Source organism: Stutzerimonas nosocomialis, assembly GCF_005876855.1.
GTDB classification, from domain to species: Bacteria; Pseudomonadota; Gammaproteobacteria; order Pseudomonadales; family Pseudomonadaceae; genus Stutzerimonas; species Stutzerimonas nosocomialis.
On the sequence record NZ_QLAE01000005.1, the window covers coordinates 38,687 to 58,763 of the forward strand.

Here is a 20,077-nt window from a genome sequence, read left to right on the forward strand (position 1 = left end):
TCGGCCGCGCGCCGATCTTCAGCCGAAGAGGAGGCCGTGTGGCCAATGAAGTTCGATGGGTACGCGAGGATGCGCACCTGGCCAGTCTGTCCGCCGAATGGCGCGCCTTGCCCTATGTGGCGGTCGATACCGAATTCATGCGGGTCGACACCTTCTATCCCATCGCCGGCCTGGTGCAGGTCGGCGACGGTCGGTGCGCCTACCTGATCGATCCGCTGACCATCAGCGACTGGACGCCGTTCGCGCAATTGCTCGAAGACACCTCGGTGGTCAAGGTGCTGCACGCCTGCAGCGAGGATCTCGAGGTGCTGCTGCGCCTGACCGGCAGCCTGCCGGCTCCCTTGTTCGATACCCAGCTGGCCGCCGGCTACCTCAACATCGGTTTCTCGATGGGCTATTCGCGGCTGGTGCAGAGCGTGCTCGGCCTCGAGCTGCCCAAGGGCGAGACCCGTTCGGACTGGCTGCAGCGCCCGTTGAGCGAGATGCAGGTGCGCTACGCCGCCGAGGATGCGCAGCACCTGGCCGAACTCTACGAGGCGTTGCTGGCGAAACTGCCGGACGACAAACGCGCCTGGGTCCTGGAAGACGGCGCCGAGCTGGTCGCCAACCTGCAGCGCGAGGTCGATCCCGACGAGCTCTACCGGGAGGCCAAGCTGGGCTGGCGCCTGAATCGCCAGCAGCTGGCCGTGCTGCGTGCCCTGACCGCCTGGCGCGAGCGTCAGGCGCGCGAGCGCAACCAGCCCCGCAATCGCATCCTGCGCGAACACAGCCTCTGGCCGCTGGCGCGCTATCAGCCGACGGACCTGACCGCCCTGGCGCGTATCGACGACATGCATCCGCGAACCATCCGTCAGGATGGCGAGACCCTGCTGGCGCTGATTCGCGAGGCCGCGGCGACGCCTGCGTCGCAGTGGCCCGAAGCGCTCCCCGAACCCTTGCCGCTGGAAGCCTCCTCGGCGTTGAAGAAACTGCGCGCCGTAGGCCAGCGCGAGGCCGAGCGACTCGGCATCGCGCCGGAGCTGATGCTGCGCAAGAAGGTTCTCGAAAGCCTGCTCAAGAGCGGCTTTCCCAACGGTCCCTACCGTCTGCCCGACTCGCTCAAAGGCTGGCGACGCGAGAAGATGGGCCAGGCCCTGCTCGATGCACTGGAGACCTCGGCATGAAACGTATCTGTTCGATCTACAAGAGCCCGCGCAAGAGCGGCATGTACCTCTACGTGGACAAGCGCGAGGCCCTGGCCCGCGTGCCGGAAGCCTTGCTGGCGGCGTTCGGTGCGCCACAGCTGGCCTTCGAGATGGTGCTCACGCCCGAGCGCAAGCTCGCCCGGGAGGACATCGCCAAGGTCCTGGCCAACCTGGAGAGCCAGGGCTTCCATCTGCAGATGCCGCCTCCGGAGGAGGAATACATCGAGCATCTGCCCGAAGAACTGCTGCGCCTGAACGACCCGCTCTGACGCCGCCTGGCGGCGTTCGCTTGGAGCGCCGCCGGACAGCGACTAGACTGCGTGCCCCTTTTTCGATGTTCTGTTCTGCCATGGCCGCCAAAGTCGAACCCTTCTGGAAGCGCAAGACCCTGTCCGAGATGGACCGGGACGAGTGGGAGTCGCTCTGCGATGGCTGTGGCCTGTGCTGCCTGCAGAAACTCGAGGACGAAGACGACGGCAGCGTCTACTACACGCGCATCGCCTGCAAGCTGCTGGATCTCGATACCTGCCGGTGCAGCGACTACCCGAACCGCCGGGCCAGCGTCCCCGATTGCATCCAGTTGACCGCGGACGATGCGAGCCAGTATCGCTGGTTGCCGCCGACCTGCGGTTACCGGCTGGTCGCCGAGGGCAAGGACCTGCCGCTCTGGCATCATCTGGTCTGCGGTGATCCCGATGCCGTACATGCCGAGCGCATTTCCCAGGCCGGACGCATGCTCGCCGAAGGCAGCGTCGCCGAGGAAGACTGGGAAGATCACCTGATTTTTCGGGCCGGTTGAATCAAGCGCATCGGCCACCGTCCAAGCATGCATCCATTTTCTTCATGGAGCCCGTGATGGCTGTGCGTTCGCTTTCCGTTGGCATTCTCCTGGTACTGACGCTGCTCAGTACGCTGAGCCACGCCGCCCGGCGTGTCGATCTCGATTATCACGTGCGGCTGCTGCCCGAGCAGGACCAGGCCGAGGTGCAGATCATCCTGGCCGATGGCGCCGCGGTGCGGGGCTTCGACTTCAACCTGGGCCAGCGCGAGGCCTACAGCGACTTCGAGGCGGACGGCGAATGGATTCAGGAGACGCCTGGTCGCGGCACCTGGCGTCCGGCCCCGGGCAAGGCCCGGCTGGCCTACCGGGTGAAGATCAGCCGCGAGCGCAAGGACGGGCGCTACGACGCGCGCATGACCGACAAATGGGCGCTGTTTCGGGGTGACAACCTGGTTCCGGCGGCCAATCTGGACAACGTCGACGGCATCGATCTGGTGTCCCGCCTGACCTTCGAGCTGCCCGAGGGCTGGAAGAGCGTCGAGACCGGCTGGCCGCGCATCGGCAAGAATCGCTTCCGCATCGACAATCCCTCGCGCCTGTTCGACCGCCCTACGGGCTGGATGCTGGCCGGGCAACTCGGGACGCGGCGGGTCAAGCTGGGCGAGACCCAGGTGACCATTGCCGCACCGGTAGGCGAGGGCGTGCGGCGGATGGACATGCTGACCCTGCTCACCTTCGTCTGGCCGCAGGTGCAGAACGTGTTCCTGCGTGACCCGGCCAAAGTGCTGGTGGTCAGCGCCGGAGACCCGATGTGGCGCGGCGGGCTGTCGGCGGCCAATTCGCTGTACATGCATGCCGACCGGCCCCTGGTGAGCGAGAACGGCACCAGTTCGCTGGTGCACGAGCTGGTCCACGTCTTCAGCCGGATCCGCGATACCGATCGCAGCGACTGGATCACCGAAGGCCTGGCCGAGTATTACGCCATCGAACTCGTGCGGCGCGCCGGTGGCATGACCGAACCGCGCTACCTGCAGCTGCGCGAGCGGCTGATCAAGTGGAGTCGCTCGGTGGACAGCCTGCGCACCGAGGACTCCACCGGCAAGGTCACGGCCCGCGCCGTCATCCTGCTGCAGGACCTGGATCGCGAGATCCGCAACCGGACCAAGGGCAATCACTCCCTGGACGACATCAGCCGCGGGCTGATGCGCCTGGACCGGGTCAGCACCCAGGACTTCATCGAAATCACCGAGACCCTGCTGGGCGGTGCTTCGAAGACCCTCGATACCAAGCTGCTGCGTTGATCGCCGCCACGCACCGGCTCCGGTCGGTGCGTCCGAGGCGCTCGCGGGCCTCGGGCCGCCCCTGCTAGGCTAGCGGACCCAGCCATGAGGAGCCCCGCCATGCCCGCCATCGACCTGCGCAGCGATACCGTCACCCAGCCCACCGTCGCCATGCGCGAGGCGATGATGGCCGCCCCGCTGGGCGACGACGTCTACGGCGAAGATCCGACCGTCACCCGTCTGGAACAGACCCTGGCGGCCCGCCTGGGTCTGGCGGCCGGATTGTTCGTGCCCAGCGGGACGATGAGCAACCTGCTGGGGCTGATGGCCCATTGCGAGCGCGGCGACGAGTACATCGTCGGCCAGCTCTCGCACACCTATAAGTACGAGGGCGGCGGCGCGGCGGTGCTCGGCTCTATCCAGCCGCAGCCGATCGAGATGGAGCCCGACGGCTCCCTGGACCTGGAACGCGTCGCCTCGGTGATCAAGCCCGACGATTTCCACTTCGCCCGGACCCGTCTGCTGGCGCTGGAAAACACCATGCACGGCAAGGTGCTGCCGCTGGACTACCTGGCCGCCGCCCACGCGTTCACCCGGGCGCGCGGGCTGGCGCTGCATCTCGATGGCGCGCGGCTGTTCAACGCGGTGGTCAAGCTCGGATGCGACCCGAAGGACATCTGCCGGCACTTCGACTCGGTATCGGTCTGCCTGTCCAAGGGGCTCGGCGCGCCTGTCGGTTCCGTGCTCTGTGGCAGCGAAGCGCTGATCGCCAAGGCCAGGCGCTGGCGCAAGATGGTCGGCGGTGGCATGCGCCAGGCCGGGGTCCTGGCCGCGGCAGGCCTGTACGCCCTGGATCATCAGGTGCAGCGTCTGGCCGACGACCATGCCCGCGCGGCGCGTATCGGTGCGGCGCTGGCCGAACTCGGCTACGAGGTCGAGCCGGTGCAGACCAACATGGTCTACGTGCGCATGGATGACCGGGCCGACGCGTTCAAGGCGTTCTGCGCGCAGCGGGGCATCCTGATCAGCGCGGCGTCGCGCCTGCGCCTGGTGACCCACCTCGATGTGCTCGACGAGCATGTCGAGGCGGTGATCGAAGCCTTTGCCGCCTTCGCCGGACGCTGGCCGAACCGCACCGGCAAATAGCTGGGCTCAATATCACATATCCCCTATACCAGGCGCGTAACGCCGATATAATGCGGGCTTTTGCCGGCTGTCCCTTTGGATAGTTGCGAAACGGTTCCGGGCTGCCTGCCTTGCCGTGTCGTTTAGCAGCCGCCCGGCCGCAGTCCTCTGGAAGAACCTATGAAAAGCGCAGAAATCCGTGAAGCCTTCCTCCGCTTCTTCGAAGAGAAGGGACATACCCGCGTCGCCTCCAGCTCGCTGATCCCGGCGAACGACCCGACACTGCTGTTCACCAACGCCGGGATGAACCAGTTCAAGGACTGCTTCCTCGGGCTCGAGAAGCGCGCCTATACCCGCGCCGTCAGCAGCCAGAAGTGCGTACGCGCCGGCGGCAAGCACAACGACCTGGAAAACGTCGGCTATACCGCCCGTCATCACACCTTCTTCGAGATGCTGGGCAACTTCAGCTTCGGCGACTACTTCAAGCGCGACGCCATTCATTACGCCTGGGAATTCCTGACCTCGGAAAAATGGCTTGGCCTGCCTAAGGAAAAGCTCTGGGTCACGGTCTATGCCAGCGACGACGAGGCCTACGACCTGTGGACCAAGGAAGTCGGCGTCCCCGCCGAGCGCATGGTGCGCATCGGCGACAACAAGGGCGCGCCCTATGCCTCGGACAACTTCTGGGCGATGGGCGATACCGGCCCGTGCGGTCCCTGCACCGAGATCTTCTACGATCACGGTCCGGACATCTGGGGCGGCCCGCCTGGCAGTCCGGAAGAGGATGGCGACCGCTACATCGAGATCTGGAACAACGTCTTCATGCAGTTCAATCGCACCGCCGACGGTGTGATGCATCCGCTGCCGGCGCCGAGCGTCGACACCGGCATGGGCCTGGAGCGCATCAGCGCCGTGCTGCAGCACGTTCACGCCAACTATGAGATCGACCTGTTCCAGAGCCTGCTGGCCGCTTCGGCCGAAGCCATCGGCTGCGCCAACGACGGCGCGCCTTCGCTCAAGGTCGTGGCCGACCACATCCGTTCGTGCAGCTTCCTCATCGCCGACGGCGTGCTGCCGTCCAACGAAGGTCGCGGCTACGTACTGCGGCGCATCATTCGCCGCGCCTGCCGTCACGGCAACAAGCTCGGCGCCAGGGGCAGCTTCTTCCACAAGATCGTGGCGGCGCTGGTCGCCGAGATGGGCGATGCCTTCCCCGAGCTCAAGCAGCAGCAGGCGCACATCGAGCGCGTGCTCAAGACCGAGGAAGAGCAGTTCGCCAAGACCCTGGAACAGGGCCTCAGGATTCTCGAGCAGGACCTGGCCGAACTCAGCGGCACGGTCATTCCGGGTGCGGTGATCTTCAAGCTGTACGACACCTACGGCTTCCCGATGGACCTCACCGGCGACATCGCCCGTGAGCGCGAGCTGACGCTGGACGAGGAGGGCTTCGAGCGTGAGATGGAGGCCCAGCGCGAGCGCGCCCGCGCCGCCAGCGCCTTCGGCATGGACTACAACAGCTTGGTGAAGGTGGAAGGCGAGACCCGCTTCCTCGGCTACGAAGGCACCCGCGGCACCGGCAAGGTGCTGGCCCTGTTCAAGGAGGGCATGGCGGTGCCTGCGCTCAGCGCGGGCGACGAGGGGGTCGTGGTGCTCGACCAGACTCCGTTCTATGCCGAGTCCGGTGGCCAGATCGGCGATTGCGGCTTCTTCAGCGCCGAAGGTCTGCGCTTCGACGTGCGCGACACCAGCAAGGCGGGCGGTGCGTTCCTGCATCACGGTGTGCTGGACAGCGGACGCCTGGAAGTCGGCTCCACGGTCGAGGCGATCGTCGATCACTCGGTCCGCCAGGCCACTGCGCTGAACCATTCGGCCACCCACCTGCTGCATGCGGCGCTGCGCGAGATCCTCGGCGAGCACGTGGCCCAGAAGGGCTCGCTGGTCGACAGCCAGCGCCTGCGCTTCGACTTCAGTCACTTCGAGGCGATCACCCCGGCCCAGATCCGCGCGCTCGAGGACAGGGTCAACGAAGAGATTCGCCGCAACACCGCGGTGGAGATCGAGGAAACCGATATCGACACCGCCAAGGCCAAGGGCGCGATGGCGCTGTTCGGCGAGAAATATGGCGACCAGGTACGCGTGCTGACAATGGGTGGCGGCTTCTCCGTCGAACTCTGCGGCGGGACCCACGTGTCGCGCACCGGTGACATCGGCCTGTTCAAGATCACCAGCGAAGGTGGCGTTGCCGCTGGCGTACGGCGTATCGAGGCGGTTACCGGCGCGGCGGCACTGGCGTATCTCAACAGCGCCGAGGAGCAACTCAAGGAAGCCGCTCAGCTGGTCAAGGGCAGCCGCGACACGCTGCTCGATAAGCTGTCCGGCGTGCTCGAGCGCAACCGCCAGCTGGAAAAGGAACTCGAGCAGCTCAAGGCCAAGGCCGCCAGCGCGGCGGGCGACGACCTTGCCGGGTCGGCGATCGAGATCAAGGGCGTCAAGGTGCTGGCGGCGCGACTCGACGGCCAGGACGGCAAGGTGCTGCTGGCGCTGGTCGATCAGCTCAAGAACAAGCTGGGACGGGCGTTGATCCTGCTCGGCTCCGAGCTCGACGGCAAGGTCGTGCTGGTGGCCGGCGTGACCGCCGACCTGGCCGGTCAGCTGAAGGCCGGCGAGCTGATGAAGCAGGCCGCCGCGGCGGTCGGTGGAAAGGGCGGCGGTCGTCCGGACATGGCGCAAGGGGGTGGTACCGAGCCCGCGAAGCTGGACGCGGCGCTGGCGCTGGCCTCGGCCTACGTCGAGCAAAGTCTTTAACTGGCGGCCGCTGGCCAGCCCTGAAGGCCAGCGAGCGGTCCGCCACGGCAGGCTGGTGCCGTGGCTTGGATGAATGACTAACGGGGCCCTCGACGGGCTTGGGCGATTTTGAAATGGCTTTGATCGTACAGAAGTTTGGTGGCACGTCGGTGGGCTCGGTGGAGCGTATCGAGCAGGTGGCCGAGAAGGTCAGGAAATTCCGCGAGAAGGGCGATGACATCGTCGTCGTGGTTTCGGCGATGAGTGGCGAGACCAACCGCCTTATCGATCTGGCCAGGCAGATCAGCGAGCAGCCGGTGGCGCGCGAGCTGGACGTGATGGTTTCCACGGGCGAGCAGGTGACCATCGCGCTGCTGGCGATGGCGCTGATCAAGCGCGGCGTGCCGGCGGTGTCCTATACCGGCAACCAGGTCCGCATCCTCACCGACAGCGCCTTTACCAAGGCGCGGATCCTGCACATCGACGCGCAGAAGATCCAGGGCGACCTGAAGGCCGGTCGCGTCGTGGTCGTGGCGGGTTTCCAGGGTGTCGACGAGCAGGGCAACATCACCACCCTGGGTCGTGGCGGCTCCGACACCACGGGCGTTGCCCTGGCCGCCGCGCTGAAGGCTGACGAATGCCAGATCTACACCGACGTCGACGGCGTCTACACGACCGACCCACGGGTAGTGGCCAAGGCGCAGCGCCTGGACAAGATCACCTTCGAGGAAATGCTGGAAATGGCCAGCCTGGGCTCCAAGGTCCTGCAGATCCGTGCCGTCGAGTTCGCCGGCAAGTACAGCGTACCGCTGCGTGTATTGCACAGCTTCCAGGAGGGTCCGGGCACCCTCATTACACTTGATGAAGAGGAATCCATGGAACAGCCAATCATTTCCGGCATCGCCTTCAATCGCGACGAGGCCAAGCTGACCATCCGTGGTGTGCCGGATACGCCCGGCGTCGCTTTCAAGATCCTGGGCCCCATCAGCGCGGCCAACGTCGAGGTCGACATGATCGTGCAGAACGTGGCGCACGATAACACCACCGACTTCACCTTCACGGTTCACCGCAACGACTACAACAACGCCCTGAACGTGCTGCAGGGCATCGCCAGCGAGATGGGCGCGCGCGAAGTGATCGGCGATACCAATATCGCCAAGGTGTCCATCGTGGGCGTCGGCATGCGTTCTCACGCCGGTGTGGCGAGCCGCATGTTCGAAGCGCTGGCCAAGGAAAACATCAACATCCAGATGATTTCGACGTCGGAGATCAAGGTCTCGGTGGTGATCGAAGAGAAGTATCTGGAACTGGCAGTACGTGCGCTCCATACGGCGTTCGAGCTGGACGCTCCCGCTGGCAAGGGGGAGTAAGCAGGCCGCCAGAGACGGTCTGGCTCGCGCCTTCTGTCGAAATGAGCAGTACGGAAGGAACTTTAGGCTCCACCAAGCTGGTCAATAGCTGGTGAATGCCTTAGGGCTAAGGTTTTTCACGGAACCGTGTCCGTTTTTTATTTGCAGACTGTTTTCTGTACTGAATCCGTTAAGGAGAAAGGAATGCTGATTCTGACTCGCCGGGTCGGAGAGACCCTGATGGTGGGTGACGACGTCACAGTCACTGTACTGGGTGTGAAGGGTAACCAGGTGCGCATTGGCGTCAATGCACCCAAAGAGGTGGCAGTGCATCGCGAGGAGATTTACCAACGGATCCAGAAGGAGAAGGACCAGGAACCAAGCCACTAATTTTTAAATAAATTTTGTCTTTGCAAGCGGGGTAAAGATGAGTATCATGCGCCCCGTGTTGCGGAGAGGTGGCCGAGTGGCCGAAGGCGCTCCCCTGCTAAGGGAGTACACCTCAAAAGGGTGTCGGGGGTTCGAATCCCCCCCTCTCCGCCATTGCATTAAAGGGTTGACCGCTGTTTTCTTCTCCCTATAATGCGCACGCTCGACGCACTCATAGCTCAGCTGGATAGAGTACCCGGCTACGAACCGGGCGGTCGGAGGTTCGAATCCTCCTGAGTGCGCCATATCTCGAATGGCTTGCAGCGATGCAAGCCATTTGTTTTAACCAGGGGTGAACTGGTCTAACAAGCGCCAACGCACTCATAGCTCAGCTGGATAGAGTACCCGGCTACGAACCGGGCGGTCGGAGGTTCGAATCCTCCTGAGTGCGCCATACGAGAGGGCCTGCAGCGATGCAGGCCCTTTTTCTTTGCCTAGCGTTTTCGCACGCAGCCGTTTTCGTCGAAATTGACCGAGCGGGTCTTTCCCTTGCCGTCGCGGTAGCTGTAACGCGTCAGGCCGTTGCTGGTCGAGGTTTTCGTCGGCTTCCCCAGGGCGCTCTCGACGTCGGCCATGCTCATGCCTGCCTTGGCCTGCTTGCGCAGGATCGCAATGCGCCGTTCCTGGCTCGTCAACTGATTGCCGCAGCCATCATCCGTCCCGCCCACGACCAGCAGCGCATCGGTGTCTTTCCTGGGCGAACGGCTGGAAGCGGCCGGCTTGGCCATGGGCACCGGCTTGCCGCTGCCAGGCGTGGCGTTGAACGCTCGCTGGGTGTCGCTTTCCTGGTCTTGTGCGCAGCCGTGGCGAGTGAAGGTGACTCGGCCCTCGTGATCCACGCAGCGATAGACATTGGCGGCGGTTGCGGCCGGGCTGGCCAGGGCAAGAATCAGAAACAGGGCGGGGTAGGGCAATGTTTTCATAGCGGCGTCCTCCTTGACGTCTCGCACCAAGCCTAACAAAAAACGTCGAGCGTGCCGTGTCCCGTGCCGCGCTGGTGGCGTCGATAAGTGGGCGGCCTCGTGTCCTGTGCTCGAGACACTGCGCGACGATGCTGCGCAGGCGCACAGATTTCTCGTGCAAGCTGCTGATTTAGCGGATTTTCTGGGCCTTCCGAACGGCTGCGATGTTATGATTGCGCCCATCTGCCCGTTGGGCTTGTGGAATACCACCATGGACTTACCCAGTAGTTGCTCGACCTTTTTGCTTGCCCTATCTGATATCGACTGATTGATCCCTGGCGTGCTCCTCGGCCGGGGTGGAGTGCGCCATGACCGAAGTAGAAGCCAAAAAGCCGCAGGAAAGCCTTCAGGATCGCCTGGCGCAGGTGGTCGAACTGCTGCATCGCCACAAGCTCGTCGAGGACCTGGCCCACCGCCAGGAAGGGCATAACCAGGATCTGGTCGAGGGCCTGGTACACCGGCAGAACCTTGCCGAGCTGCAGCGCAAGCTGGACGAACTGCACCCGGCAGACGTCGCTCATATCCTCGAAGCACTGCCGCCCGAAGATCGCCTGACGATCTGGCAGCTGGTGCGCTCCGAGCGCGACGGCGACATCCTCCTCGAAGTGTCCGATGCGGTCCGCGAGACCCTGATCGCCGACATGGATGATCAGGAGCTGCTCGCCGCGGCCAAGGAAATGGACGCCGACGAGCTTGCAGACCTGGCGCCCGAACTTCCGCGCGACGTGGTCCACGAGCTGATGGAGACGCTCGATGCGCAGCAGCGCGAGCGGGTTCGCTCGGCGTTGTCCTACGAAGAAGACCAGATCGGCGCGCTGATGGACTTCGAGATGGTCACCATCCGCGAGGACGTCAGCCTCGAAGTCGTTCTGCGCTACCTGCGCCGCCTCAAGGAACTTCCCGGTCACACCGACAAGCTCTTCGTGGTCGACTATGACGGCGTGCTCAAGGGCGTTCTGCCCATCAAGCGGCTGCTGGTCAACGATCCGGAGAAGCAGGTGGCCGAGGTCATGGCCAACGATCCGGTGGCCTTTCACCCCGACGAGGATGCCTACGATGCCGCCCAGGCGTTCGAGCGCTACGACCTCGTCTCCTCGCCGGTGGTGGACAAGAACGGCAAGCTGATAGGCCGTCTGACCATCGACGAGATGGTCGACCTCATCCGTGAGGAGAGCGAGAGCGAAGTCCTGAGCATGGCCGGTCTTCGCGAGGAAGAAGACATCTTCGCCTCGGTCTGGAAGTCGGTCCGCAACCGCTGGGCCTGGCTGGCGATCAACCTGGTCACGGCCTTTCTCGCCTCGCGGGTGATCGGCCTGTTCGAAGGGTCGATCGAGAAACTGGTGGCCCTGGCCGCGCTGATGCCGATCGTCGCAGGTATTGGCGGCAACTCCGGCAATCAGACCATCACCATGATCGTGCGGGCGATGGCGCTGGGGCAGGTCAGCATCGGTAACACGGCACGTCTGCTGCGAAAGGAGCTGGGCGTTTCGCTGGTCAACGGCCTGGTCTGGGGTGGGGTGATCGGCGCGGTGGCCCAGGCGCTCTACGGGTCCTGGTCACTGGGCGTGGTGATGACCGCGGCGATGACCCTGAACCTGCTGTTGGCGGCGCTGATGGGGGTGCTGATTCCCATGACCCTGGCGCGTCTGGGCCGCGATCCCGCGATGGGCGCTAGCGTGATGATTACCGCCATGACCGACAGCGGCGGGTTTTTCATCTTCCTCGGGCTTGCCACGCTATTTTTGCTGTGAATGGGGCGGGCGGATCCGGCAATCGGGTTTGCCTCGCTCAGGCCTTCGGGCTAATGTTCGTCAGCTTCGCTCATGGCTCAGCCTCTCTGAGTCCTTCATTCGAATAAAAGAAGCGGCCCCGAGTCGCGCTTGGAAGGAACTCCCATGACCTCCAGTCAACTGTTGCTCGAGGGCGTCGAGCTCATGCTGTTCGGCATGGGATTCGTCTTCGTCTTTCTGCTCGTGCTGATCGCCTCGATCCGCGTCATGTCCTACGTCATCGGTCACTTCGCCATCGCTCCGGCCGCCCAGCCTGCCGTTGCGGCGCCGGCGCCTGCCACCGAGATCGACGCCGATACGCTTGCCGCCATCCGGGGCGCCATCCAACAACACCGAGCCCGCCGCGGCTGATCCAGGAAGGGAGTTCCCCGCATGACCTCTGCCAAACGACCGCTCGGTATTACCGATGTGGTGCTGCGCGACGCCCATCAATCCATTCTTGCGACCCGGGTTCGCCTCGAGGATATGCTGCCGATCGCGCCCAAGCTCGATCAGGTCGGTTTCTGGTCGGTTGAGTCCTGGGGAGGCGCCACTTTCGATGCCTGCATTCGCTACCTGGGCGAAGACCCCTGGGAGCGTATCCGGGAACTGAAGAAGGCGATGCCCAACACGAGGCAGCAGATGTTGCTGCGGGGGCAGAACCTCTTGGGTTATCGGCACTACGCCGACGACGTGGTGGAGCGGTTCGTCGAGCGCGCGGCGGTCAACGGGGTCGACGTGTTCCGCGTGTTCGACGCGATGAACGATCCGCGCAATCTGAAGACGGCGCTCGAGGCGGTACGCGCCCAGGGCAAGCATGCCCAGGGGACCATCTCCTACACCACCAGCCCGGTGCATACCCTGCAGATGTGGGTGGACCTGGCCAAACAGATCGAGGACATGGGCGCGGATTCGATCGCGATCAAGGACATGGCCGGAATCCTGACGCCCTATACCGCCTTCGAGCTGGTTTCGCGGCTGAAGGCGAGCCTGTCCATCCCGATCCACATGCAGTGCCACGCCACCGCCGGGCTTTCCACCGCGGCGATCCTGAAGGCGGCCGAGGCCGGGATCGACAATGTCGACAGCGCGATCTCGTCGCTGTCGATGACCTACGGGCACTCGCCGACCGAATCGGTGGTGGCGATCTTCCAGGGGACGGATCGCGATACCGGCCTTGATCTGGCGCTGCTCGAAGAGATCGCCGCGTACTTTCGCGAGGTTCGCAAGAAATACGCGAAATTCGAGGGCAATCTCAAGGGTGTCGATTCCCGCATCCTGGTCGCGCAGGTACCGGGCGGCATGCTGACCAACATGGAAAGCCAGCTCAAGGAGCAGGGCGCGCTCGACAAGTTCGATCAGGTGCTGGCCGAAATCCCTCGCGTTCGTGAGGACCTGGGTTTCATTCCGCTGGTCACGCCAACGTCCCAGATCGTGGGCACCCAGTCAGTGATCAATATCCTGACGGGTGAGCGCTACAAATCGATCACCAAGGAAACCGCCGGCATTCTCAAGGGCGAGTACGGCAGTGCGCCGGCGCCGTTCAATGCCGAGCTGCAGGCACGCGTACTCGATGGGGCGCAGGCAATCGTCTGCCGTCCGGCGGATCTGCTCGAGCCGGAAATGGACAGGCTCACGGCAGAGCTCAAGGGGCTGGCCAAGGAGAAGGGCTTCGCGCTGGCCGACGACGAAATCGACGATGTGCTGACCTATGCGCTCTTCCCTCAGATCGGCCTGAAGTTCCTGGAGAACCGCGGCAATCCGGCGGCCTTCGAGCCGGCGCCGACCGGCAAGGAGCCCGTGGCGCGTGAGGCTGGCAAGCCCGAGGTGTATACCGTCGAGGTGAACGGAAAGTCGTTCGTGGTGCAGGTCAGCGAAGGCGGCGATATAGAAGGGATCAAGCCGCTGTCGGCTCCGGGGGATGGGGCGGCGTCGCTGCCGTCTGCGTCGGTTCCGTCCGGTGGCGAGCCTCAGCCGGCGCCTCTGGCGGGCAACATCTTCAAGGTGCTGGTGCAACCCGGTCAGGCGGTCAACGAAGGGGACGTCATCATCATCCTCGAGGCGATGAAGATGGAAACCGAAATTCGCGCCTCCCGCAGCGGCACGGTCGGCAGCGTGAACGTCAAAGTGGGCGATGCGGTGGCGGTCGGCGATAGCCTGCTGACCATCGGCTAAGGGAGCAACTTCATGGAAAAGCTGCTCAAGCTCTGGCACAGCACCGGCCTTTATCATCTGGAGCCCGGCCAGGCGCTGATGATCGCCGTGTGCCTGGCGTTGATCTTTCTCGCTATCCGCAAGGGGTTCGAGCCCCTGTTGCTGATCCCGATCGGCTTCGGTGGGCTCCTGGCCAACCTTCCGCTGGCCAACATGGGGGAAGGCGGCGGGATCCTTCATCTGTTCTATGAGGTGGGGCTGCCCACCAGCGTGTTCCCGCTGCTGATCTTCATGGGCGTGGGGGCGATGACCGATTTCGGTCCCATGCTCGCCAACCCCAAGACGCTGCTGCTCGGGGCCGCCGCTCAGTTCGGCATCTTCGCGACGCTGCTCGGCGCACTGGCGCTGACCGCCGCCGGGATACCAGGAATGGAATTCACGCTTCGCGAGGCGGCGTCGGTGGCGATCATCGGCGGGGCGGATGGCCCGACCTCGATCTTCGTGACGTCGAAACTGGCGCCCGACCTGCTCGGGCCGATTGCCGTGGCGGCCTATTCCTATATGGCGCTGGTGCCGCTCATTCAGCCACCCATCATGCGCGCCCTGACCACCAAGGCAGAGCGAGCGATCGTCATGCAGCAATTGCGGCCGGTCAGTCAGGCGGAAAAGATCGTGTTTCCCCTGGTGCTGTGCCTGCTCGTAGGCCTGATGCTGCCGGATGCGGCGCCCCTGATCGGCATGTTCGCCTTCGGCAACCTGCTCCGTGAGTGCGGTGTCGTCGAGCGCCTTGCCGATACGTCACGCAATGCGTTGATCAACATCGTCACCATAGGGCTCGGCCTGACCGTCGGCTCCAAGCTCTCCGCCGAGGCCTTCCTGCAGCTGAAGACGCTGGGGATTCTACTGTTGGGGATGGTGGCCTTCTGCGGCGGCACGGCCGCGGGGGTGTTGATGGCCAAGGTGATGAACCTGTTCAGCAGCAACAAGATCAACCCGCTGATCGGTTCGGCCGGTGTGTCGGCGGTGCCCATGGCGGCGCGCGTGTCGAACCGGGTAGGGCTGGAAGCCAACCCCCACAACTTCCTGCTGATGCATGCCATGGGGCCCAATGTCGCGGGTGTGCTTGGCTCCGCCGTGGCGGCGGGGGTGCTGCTGAACTTCGTGGGTTAGGGTGCGATTGCCCCGCAAAAACTGCACAAAACAAAAAGCCGGCTGCAAAGCCGGCTTTTGACTTCTAACCGATGCTCAGTCTTCTGCAGAAGCCATCTCTGCGTCGTGAGCGATCAGGGCAACCAGTGCGTTTTGCTGTCGGCGGGTGAGCTGGCGGAAACGCTGCAGCAGCTCTCGCTCATGCAGGGACAACTCCGGGCTATCCAGACGCAAGCTCAGCTCATCGTCCAGTACGCCTTCCTGGAAAAGTGTCTGCTCCAGGCGAGCGATGATTTCAGAGTTCATGCTGCGATGATGGTTGCGCGCGACTTCCGCAATACGTTCGCGCATGCCGTCAGGTAGCCGGACCACAAACTTGTCAGCCGTACGGCTGGAATAAACTGCCTGTTTCATAGGGCGCATACTTAACCGGTTAGTCAGAGGGGGCGATGCTGGCGTAGTGCTGCATGTTGTCACGTGTCTGACAATCGATTGCATCCGCCGTTCCGTGCAGCCACGCAAATAACGCAACGCAAACGATTTGCTGGCGTCAATTGTGCGTCAAATACAGCCAGAGTAAAGGCTTTTTGCTATTACTCGTATTTGCCTGTGACCCGATTGGCATCGGGGCTATGAACGACTACGCGATATGCCTCCTGACTCGTCCTGCCATCAACGCAGGACGGGGTCGAACTTGATGCGACGTCCCATGACCATCGAGACGAAAGACAGAACGCCAAACAGGCCCAGTCCGAATTTGACCAAGCCCGACCATGCAGCCTGCTCGGGGCCGAGAAGCGTCAGAACGGCACAGGCGATCGTGAGGGCGAGAAAGCTAAAACCGAGTCGTGACATTTGAAGTCTCCTTTTCGAATGCTTGGCGCTGCTGGTGGTTGCGGTTAGAAAACCCAACGCTGGGTTTGCGCTGGGCGGGATATCTCGACTTCGCTCGTTGTCAGTATCTGAGCGCGTGCGGTGTGCACGGTGCGTTCTGCGAACTGGTGATGGGAAGTTCCCTGCACGGCACTGGTAGATTGTTCCTGCGTCGGCGCATGGAAGACGGCTGCGGCCGTTAGAAGAACAGCTCCGAAAATGTACGGTGAACTCGGCATGGGCGTCTCCGTCGCTCAAATTTGCAATACCGGTGATATTGCAGGCTGCATGCCAGGTCTATTCGTAAAAAAATTCCTTATTTTTCAACAAGTTAGCTCTTATATGGGGCTGGTGCGCATTGCGGTTTGCATGACTGCCTTATTCGGCTCATGCATTTTGCAATGACGGTCGGGCGTGCTGCCCTGGGGAAGGCGAGGAGAGGGCTGACAAAAAAAGTCGGGGCCGTTAACATGCCCGCCGCGTCATGTCCCAGTAGCTCAATTGGATAGAGCATCCCCCTCCTAAGGGGAAGGTTGGAGGTTCGACCCCTCTCTGGGACACCAGTTCGAAAAAAGCCCGTATCAGCGGGCTTTGTCGTTTCTAGAAGTCGTCTTGTCGCGCTTCGCGCTGCAGCTGGTTGACCAGCCGTTCGACCTGCCGTTGGAGCAGCCCGTTCATGCGATAGAAGCGTGCGCCGCACAGGGTGACGGAGCGCTTCTCGTCGAAGTGTACGTGGCGCATCTCGATGGCCGTTTCCATTCGCCCGATCGGCAGCTGTGCCGACAGGCTCTCATACACCTGGCCGGTCTGCAGGTAGCTGTAATCACCTTGTATCGACAGGCGGCAGCCTGTGGCCGAGATGTCCAGGACTCGGCACTGCAGGCCGGCTTTCAGGGTCTTTCCTGACAAGGTGCCGTTGACCGGTTGCCCTTTGAGAATCGCCCGGTAGGCGTTGCGTCGCTGGTGATAGATCGCCTGTTTCGGGATGGGACTCCAGAAGCAGCGCGCGCCCTCCAGTTCGCCGGCCCGTATGGGTTGGTCGTTTTCCCAGGCGATTCGGACCCCTTCGTAATAGCCTTCGATCTCGAACGCTTCGCCATTGGCCATGAAGCGCTCGCCGTCGTTGGGGATCAGCTCATCCAGAGCGATCCAGCCGCTCTCGCGGTTGAGCTCGACGAGAAACGTCTGAAAGCACTGGCTGCGCTCCTTGAAGCGCATGATCAGAGGGATGCGGTTATCTTTCAGCACCTTGAGATTGGCGCAGATTTCCACCGGGGCCTTGAGCACGCGTGGCGGCTGTGGGCCTTCTTCATCGGCAAAGGGGTTGGACACGTTTCTGGCTCTCCGACGCGAACGCGACGCGCAAGCATAATGCCATATCGCCAGTATGTCCTGGCGTTTATGCCTGAGTCAGGGGGCGTTGATAGGCGCTCTTCGCAGCGGTGCCGCGGCTGTCGTAAAGCCCTGGCGCCTCGTTGCCCCGCAGGACTCCAAGCATGCCCTTGACGGCGGTCTGGTTGGCTCGAATCAGCCGGCCGTTGCGCAGGTTGGCGCGTTGGCACTCGTCGAGGATCTGGCCGAGCTCGTCGGACTTCGCCAGGATGGCGTCGCGCAACCCCGACGCCGAGACCAGGCTCTCCAGCCCTGCGCGGCTGCTGGGCAGGTTCTGCGAGGACAGCAGCTTGCCTCGTTGCGCGCCGTGCTGCCCGAGCAGGGCAAGCAAGGGTTGTTTGCGAGCCAGTATTCCTTCCAGCGCCGCGAGATCGCGCTCGCCGAGCGAGCGGAATTCTTCATCGGTGAGTTCGCACAGCTGGTGCGCCAGTGCGATGTCGCCGGTCAGTTGTTCAAGCAGCGCGGTATCCTGCATATCGACCTCTTATCAGGCGCGCAGCTTTCTGAGCGCGCCGTTAACGCTGGGATTCGAAGGCGAGCAGCTTTGAGGCAACGCGCTGGCTGTCCACCTGGTAACTACCGTCAGCGATCGCCTGCTTGAGCTTGGCAACCCGCTCCTGGTCGACTGTGGGCAGATCACGCAATTTGTCGTTCACCTGCTGCATTTTCTGAGCCTCGTCGCTCAGTTGGACGCTTTCTCCAGCCTGGGCGGTCGGCTTGGCCGCCTCGGTGCTGGCCGTTGCCTGGGTGGCCCCAGGGCGTTCGCTGGGCTGAACGCCGCTGCTGCGTCCGGCGCTCGCCGGAGTAGCTGCGTTGTTCGGCCGGTTGAAGTCGATGACCATGTGCAAAACCTCAAAGGAATCAGGACGCTTGCCATGTTTACGGCGCTACCGGGCAAAACTTTAGCTTTTTTTGACGGCTATCGTTTCGCTTGGCCGAATAAGCGCGTGATGGGGAGCTCCAGTCGCGACTGTGCGAGCAGACCGGTATGTCCGAACGGGCTCGTTGACCCTTACACGATCGTATACGGTGCGCTTTTTTCCTCTGGATTTCAATTCGACCCAACCGGCTCGCTGCATTACATGGCGACCTCCACCTGACCGGGGCCGAGCACCCTGGCCCGGACCACGCGCCCGGAGCTCAGATTCTTCACTCTGATCTGCTGGCCCGGGGCACCATCGGCCAGGGCTTCGCCCGGCATGCGGACATTGATCGACGTAGCCCTGGCGCTGATCACCACCTGGTCGCCCTTGCGCACCACCTCGGCCAGTTCCAGGTGTTGAGGTGTCAGCACCTGATCGGGCAGTACGTTGCGGGTCACCTTGGTGCCTATCACCTGGTCCAGGGAACTGAGATACCCTTGCGACAGCAAGCCGACGTCCCGCTCGACCAGGGCGACGTCAGCCAGCGTGACCTCGCCCTGGCGGGTGAGGGGGCGGGTGACCACGACGACATCGCGATAGAGCTTCACCCGCGCCGGTACGAACACGGTCCAGGGCGTGGCGCCGGGGCAGCTGACCCTCACCGTGACGCGGCCCACCGGCTGCGCCGGGCTTTCCAGCCGGGTGGCGAGAGGCTCGGGGCATGACGCCAGCCGCAGGCGTGGGTCGAGCCGGTTCACTTCGACCTCATGGCGCGCAACGATCGCACTGCGCTGCAAATAGTCCGTCACCGCATCCTCAAGAAACAGCTGGGTCGCGTCGATAAGCTGCTCAGGTAGTGTATTGGCGGCGACCGAGCAGGCATGACCGGCCCAGCAGAGGGCTGACAGGGTCAGGCCTTTGCGCAGCACGTGGCGCAGGTGTCGGAAAACAGTCGTTCGATCGTTCATGGCTTCCATCCAAGCAAGGCGCGTGCCGCCTGCTAGGCTGATGGTTGCCCTCGTTTTTTCAACAAGAGGAATACTGGCATGGCCGGTGTATTGGATTCGGTTAACCAGCGTACGCAACTGGTCGGGCAGAACCGGCTCGAGCTATTGCTGTTCCGTCTCGAGGGCAAGCAGCTCTACGGAATCAACGTGTTCAAGGTCAAGGAAGTGCTGCAGTGCCCGCGCCTGACGGTGATGCCGAAGTCCAGCCGGGTCGTGCGTGGCGTCGCCAATATCCGGGGCGGCACCTTGCCGATCCTCGATCTGTCGATCGCCATCGGCAAGTACGAGCTCAACGACCTGTCCAACAGCTTCGTGATCATCACCGAGTACAACACCAAGGTGCTGGGTTTCCTGGTTCGCTCCGTCGAGCGCATCGTCAACATGAACTGGGAAGAGATCCTGCCGCCGCCCAAGGGCACCGGGCGCGACCACTACCTGACCGCCGTGACCCATGTGGATGGCCAGCTCGTCGAAATCATCGACGTGGAGAAGGTGCTCGCCGAAGTCACCCCCGTTTCGGAGGAAATATCCGAAGGCGTGCTCGACGCCGAGACCCGGGTCAAGGCCGTGTCCACCCGCGTGTTGATCGTCGATGACTCCTCGGTGGCCCGCAAACAGGTCACGCGCTGCCTGCAGAACATCGGGGTGGAAGTGACGGCGCTCAACGATGGTCGCGAGGCGCTGACGTTCCTCAAGGCGCTTGCCGACGAGGGCAAGTCGCCAGCACAAGAATTTCTCATGATCATCTCCGACATTGAAATGCCGGAGATGGACGGCTACACCCTAACTGCGGAGATTCGACAGGACCCGCGTATGCATAAAATGCATGTACTCCTGCATACTTCGCTTTCCGGCGTGTTCAACCAGGCGATGGTCAAAAAGGTGGGGGCAGATGATTTCCTCGCCAAATTCCAACCGGACGATCTGGCTGCGCGTGTTGTCGAACTTATCAGGCAGGCGGACGCAAACTGAGGCG

The 20,077-nt window shown here is 63.2% G+C and carries 20 protein-coding genes and 4 tRNA genes; 17 read left to right on the top strand and 7 right to left on the bottom strand.

All coding sequences use genetic code 11. The features are described from left to right. Positions 1-38 precede the first annotated feature (38 nt). From rnd to DN824_RS04350, 11 genes are all read left to right on the top strand, one after another. A complete protein-coding gene (gene rnd, locus DN824_RS04300) occupies positions 39-1,163 on the top strand; it encodes a ribonuclease D (protein ID WP_138407111.1) in 1,125 nt (374 codons plus the stop codon). After that, positions 1,160-1,453: a YcgL domain-containing protein gene (locus DN824_RS04305; RefSeq protein ID WP_138407112.1), complete on the top strand. Its 294-nt coding sequence runs from the start codon at positions 1,160-1,162 to the stop codon at positions 1,451-1,453. The genes rnd and DN824_RS04305 overlap by 4 nt, the downstream gene beginning before the upstream one ends. Before the next feature lie 80 nt (positions 1,454-1,533). Beyond that, positions 1,534-1,983, top strand: a complete 450-nt coding sequence (locus DN824_RS04310) for a YcgN family cysteine cluster protein (RefSeq protein ID WP_138407113.1) — start codon at positions 1,534-1,536, stop codon at positions 1,981-1,983. A gap of 56 nt (positions 1,984-2,039) precedes the next feature. Then, positions 2,040-3,266, top strand: a complete 1,227-nt coding sequence (locus DN824_RS04315) for a hypothetical protein (RefSeq protein ID WP_138407114.1) — start codon at positions 2,040-2,042, stop codon at positions 3,264-3,266. 99 nt (positions 3,267-3,365) lie between these two features. Then, positions 3,366-4,391: a low-specificity L-threonine aldolase gene (gene ltaE, locus DN824_RS04320; RefSeq protein ID WP_138407115.1), complete on the top strand. Its 1,026-nt coding sequence runs from the start codon at positions 3,366-3,368 to the stop codon at positions 4,389-4,391. Between the two features lie 159 nt (positions 4,392-4,550). Further along, a complete protein-coding gene (alaS, locus tag DN824_RS04325) occupies positions 4,551-7,175 on the top strand; it encodes an alanine--tRNA ligase (protein ID WP_138407116.1) in 2,625 nt (874 codons plus the stop codon). A 113-nt stretch (positions 7,176-7,288) separates the two neighbouring features. Then, positions 7,289-8,524 carry an aspartate kinase gene (locus DN824_RS04330; protein ID WP_138407117.1) on the top strand — a complete coding sequence of 412 codons (1,236 nt, stop codon included), beginning with the start codon at positions 7,289-7,291 and terminating at the stop codon, positions 8,522-8,524. Between the two features lie 183 nt (positions 8,525-8,707). Next, positions 8,708-8,893 carry a carbon storage regulator CsrA gene (csrA, locus tag DN824_RS04335; RefSeq protein ID WP_003283978.1) on the top strand — a complete coding sequence of 62 codons (186 nt, stop codon included), beginning with the start codon at positions 8,708-8,710 and terminating at the stop codon, positions 8,891-8,893. Between the two features lie 62 nt (positions 8,894-8,955). Next, positions 8,956-9,046, top strand: a tRNA-Ser gene (locus tag DN824_RS04340). 54 nt (positions 9,047-9,100) lie between these two features. After that, positions 9,101-9,177, top strand: a tRNA-Arg gene (locus DN824_RS04345). A 72-nt stretch (positions 9,178-9,249) separates the two neighbouring features. Continuing rightward, a tRNA-Arg gene (locus tag DN824_RS04350) sits at positions 9,250-9,326 on the top strand. Positions 9,327-9,366: 40 nt separating this feature from the next. Here DN824_RS04350 and DN824_RS04355 read toward each other — a convergent pair. Next, positions 9,367-9,855, bottom strand: coding sequence for a DUF4124 domain-containing protein (locus DN824_RS04355; protein WP_138407118.1), 489 nt, complete (start codon positions 9,853-9,855; stop codon positions 9,367-9,369). A gap of 347 nt (positions 9,856-10,202) precedes the next feature. Here DN824_RS04355 and mgtE point away from each other — a divergent pair, with 347 nt between their 5' ends. The 4 genes from mgtE (at position 10,203) to DN824_RS04375 (ending at position 14,987) form a co-directional block, all read left to right on the top strand. After that, on the top strand, positions 10,203-11,645 hold the full coding sequence (gene mgtE, locus DN824_RS04360) for a magnesium transporter (RefSeq protein ID WP_138407119.1): 1,443 nt from the start codon (positions 10,203-10,205) through the stop codon (positions 11,643-11,645). A gap of 144 nt (positions 11,646-11,789) precedes the next feature. Continuing rightward, positions 11,790-12,035 carry an OadG family protein gene (locus DN824_RS04365; protein ID WP_138407120.1) on the top strand — a complete coding sequence of 82 codons (246 nt, stop codon included), beginning with the start codon at positions 11,790-11,792 and terminating at the stop codon, positions 12,033-12,035. A 21-nt stretch (positions 12,036-12,056) separates the two neighbouring features. Next, positions 12,057-13,838 carry a sodium-extruding oxaloacetate decarboxylase subunit alpha gene (gene oadA / locus DN824_RS04370; protein WP_138407121.1) on the top strand — a complete coding sequence of 594 codons (1,782 nt, stop codon included), beginning with the start codon at positions 12,057-12,059 and terminating at the stop codon, positions 13,836-13,838. Positions 13,839-13,850: 12 nt separating this feature from the next. Next, on the top strand, positions 13,851-14,987 hold the full coding sequence (locus DN824_RS04375) for a sodium ion-translocating decarboxylase subunit beta (RefSeq protein ID WP_138407122.1): 1,137 nt from the start codon (positions 13,851-13,853) through the stop codon (positions 14,985-14,987). A gap of 75 nt (positions 14,988-15,062) precedes the next feature. Here DN824_RS04375 and DN824_RS04380 read toward each other — a convergent pair whose 3' ends face one another. Together DN824_RS04380 and DN824_RS04385 are read right to left on the bottom strand one after the other, a co-directional pair. Next, positions 15,063-15,389 (bottom strand): Arc family DNA-binding protein, encoded by a 327-nt coding sequence (locus DN824_RS04380; protein WP_138407244.1) that lies wholly within the window; start codon positions 15,387-15,389, stop codon positions 15,063-15,065. 249 nt (positions 15,390-15,638) lie between these two features. Next, positions 15,639-15,821: a PA3371 family protein gene (locus DN824_RS04385; RefSeq protein WP_138407123.1), complete on the bottom strand. Its 183-nt coding sequence runs from the start codon at positions 15,819-15,821 to the stop codon at positions 15,639-15,641. Positions 15,822-16,325: 504 nt separating this feature from the next. Between DN824_RS04385 and DN824_RS04390 the strand changes: the two genes are divergently transcribed. Next, positions 16,326-16,402, top strand: a tRNA-Arg gene (locus DN824_RS04390). 37 nt (positions 16,403-16,439) lie between these two features. On the opposite strand, the gene DN824_RS04395 is transcribed toward DN824_RS04390, so the two are convergent. From DN824_RS04395 to flgA, 4 genes are all read right to left on the bottom strand, one after another. Then, positions 16,440-17,171, bottom strand: coding sequence for a flagellar brake protein (locus DN824_RS04395; RefSeq protein WP_138407124.1), 732 nt, complete (start codon positions 17,169-17,171; stop codon positions 16,440-16,442). A 67-nt stretch (positions 17,172-17,238) separates the two neighbouring features. Next, a complete protein-coding gene (locus tag DN824_RS04400; RefSeq protein WP_138407125.1) occupies positions 17,239-17,706 on the bottom strand; it encodes a flagella synthesis protein FlgN in 468 nt (155 codons plus the stop codon). A gap of 40 nt (positions 17,707-17,746) precedes the next feature. Further along, positions 17,747-18,073, bottom strand: coding sequence for a flagellar biosynthesis anti-sigma factor FlgM (gene flgM, locus DN824_RS04405; RefSeq protein WP_138407126.1), 327 nt, complete (start codon positions 18,071-18,073; stop codon positions 17,747-17,749). 236 nt (positions 18,074-18,309) lie between these two features. Then, on the bottom strand, positions 18,310-19,062 hold the full coding sequence (gene flgA, locus DN824_RS04410) for a flagellar basal body P-ring formation chaperone FlgA (RefSeq protein ID WP_138407127.1): 753 nt from the start codon (positions 19,060-19,062) through the stop codon (positions 18,310-18,312). A 78-nt stretch (positions 19,063-19,140) separates the two neighbouring features. On the opposite strand from flgA, the gene DN824_RS04415 reads away from it, so the two are divergent. After that, positions 19,141-20,073 carry a chemotaxis protein CheV gene (locus DN824_RS04415; protein ID WP_138407128.1) on the top strand — a complete coding sequence of 311 codons (933 nt, stop codon included), beginning with the start codon at positions 19,141-19,143 and terminating at the stop codon, positions 20,071-20,073. The last annotated feature ends 4 nt before the right edge of the window (positions 20,074-20,077 follow it).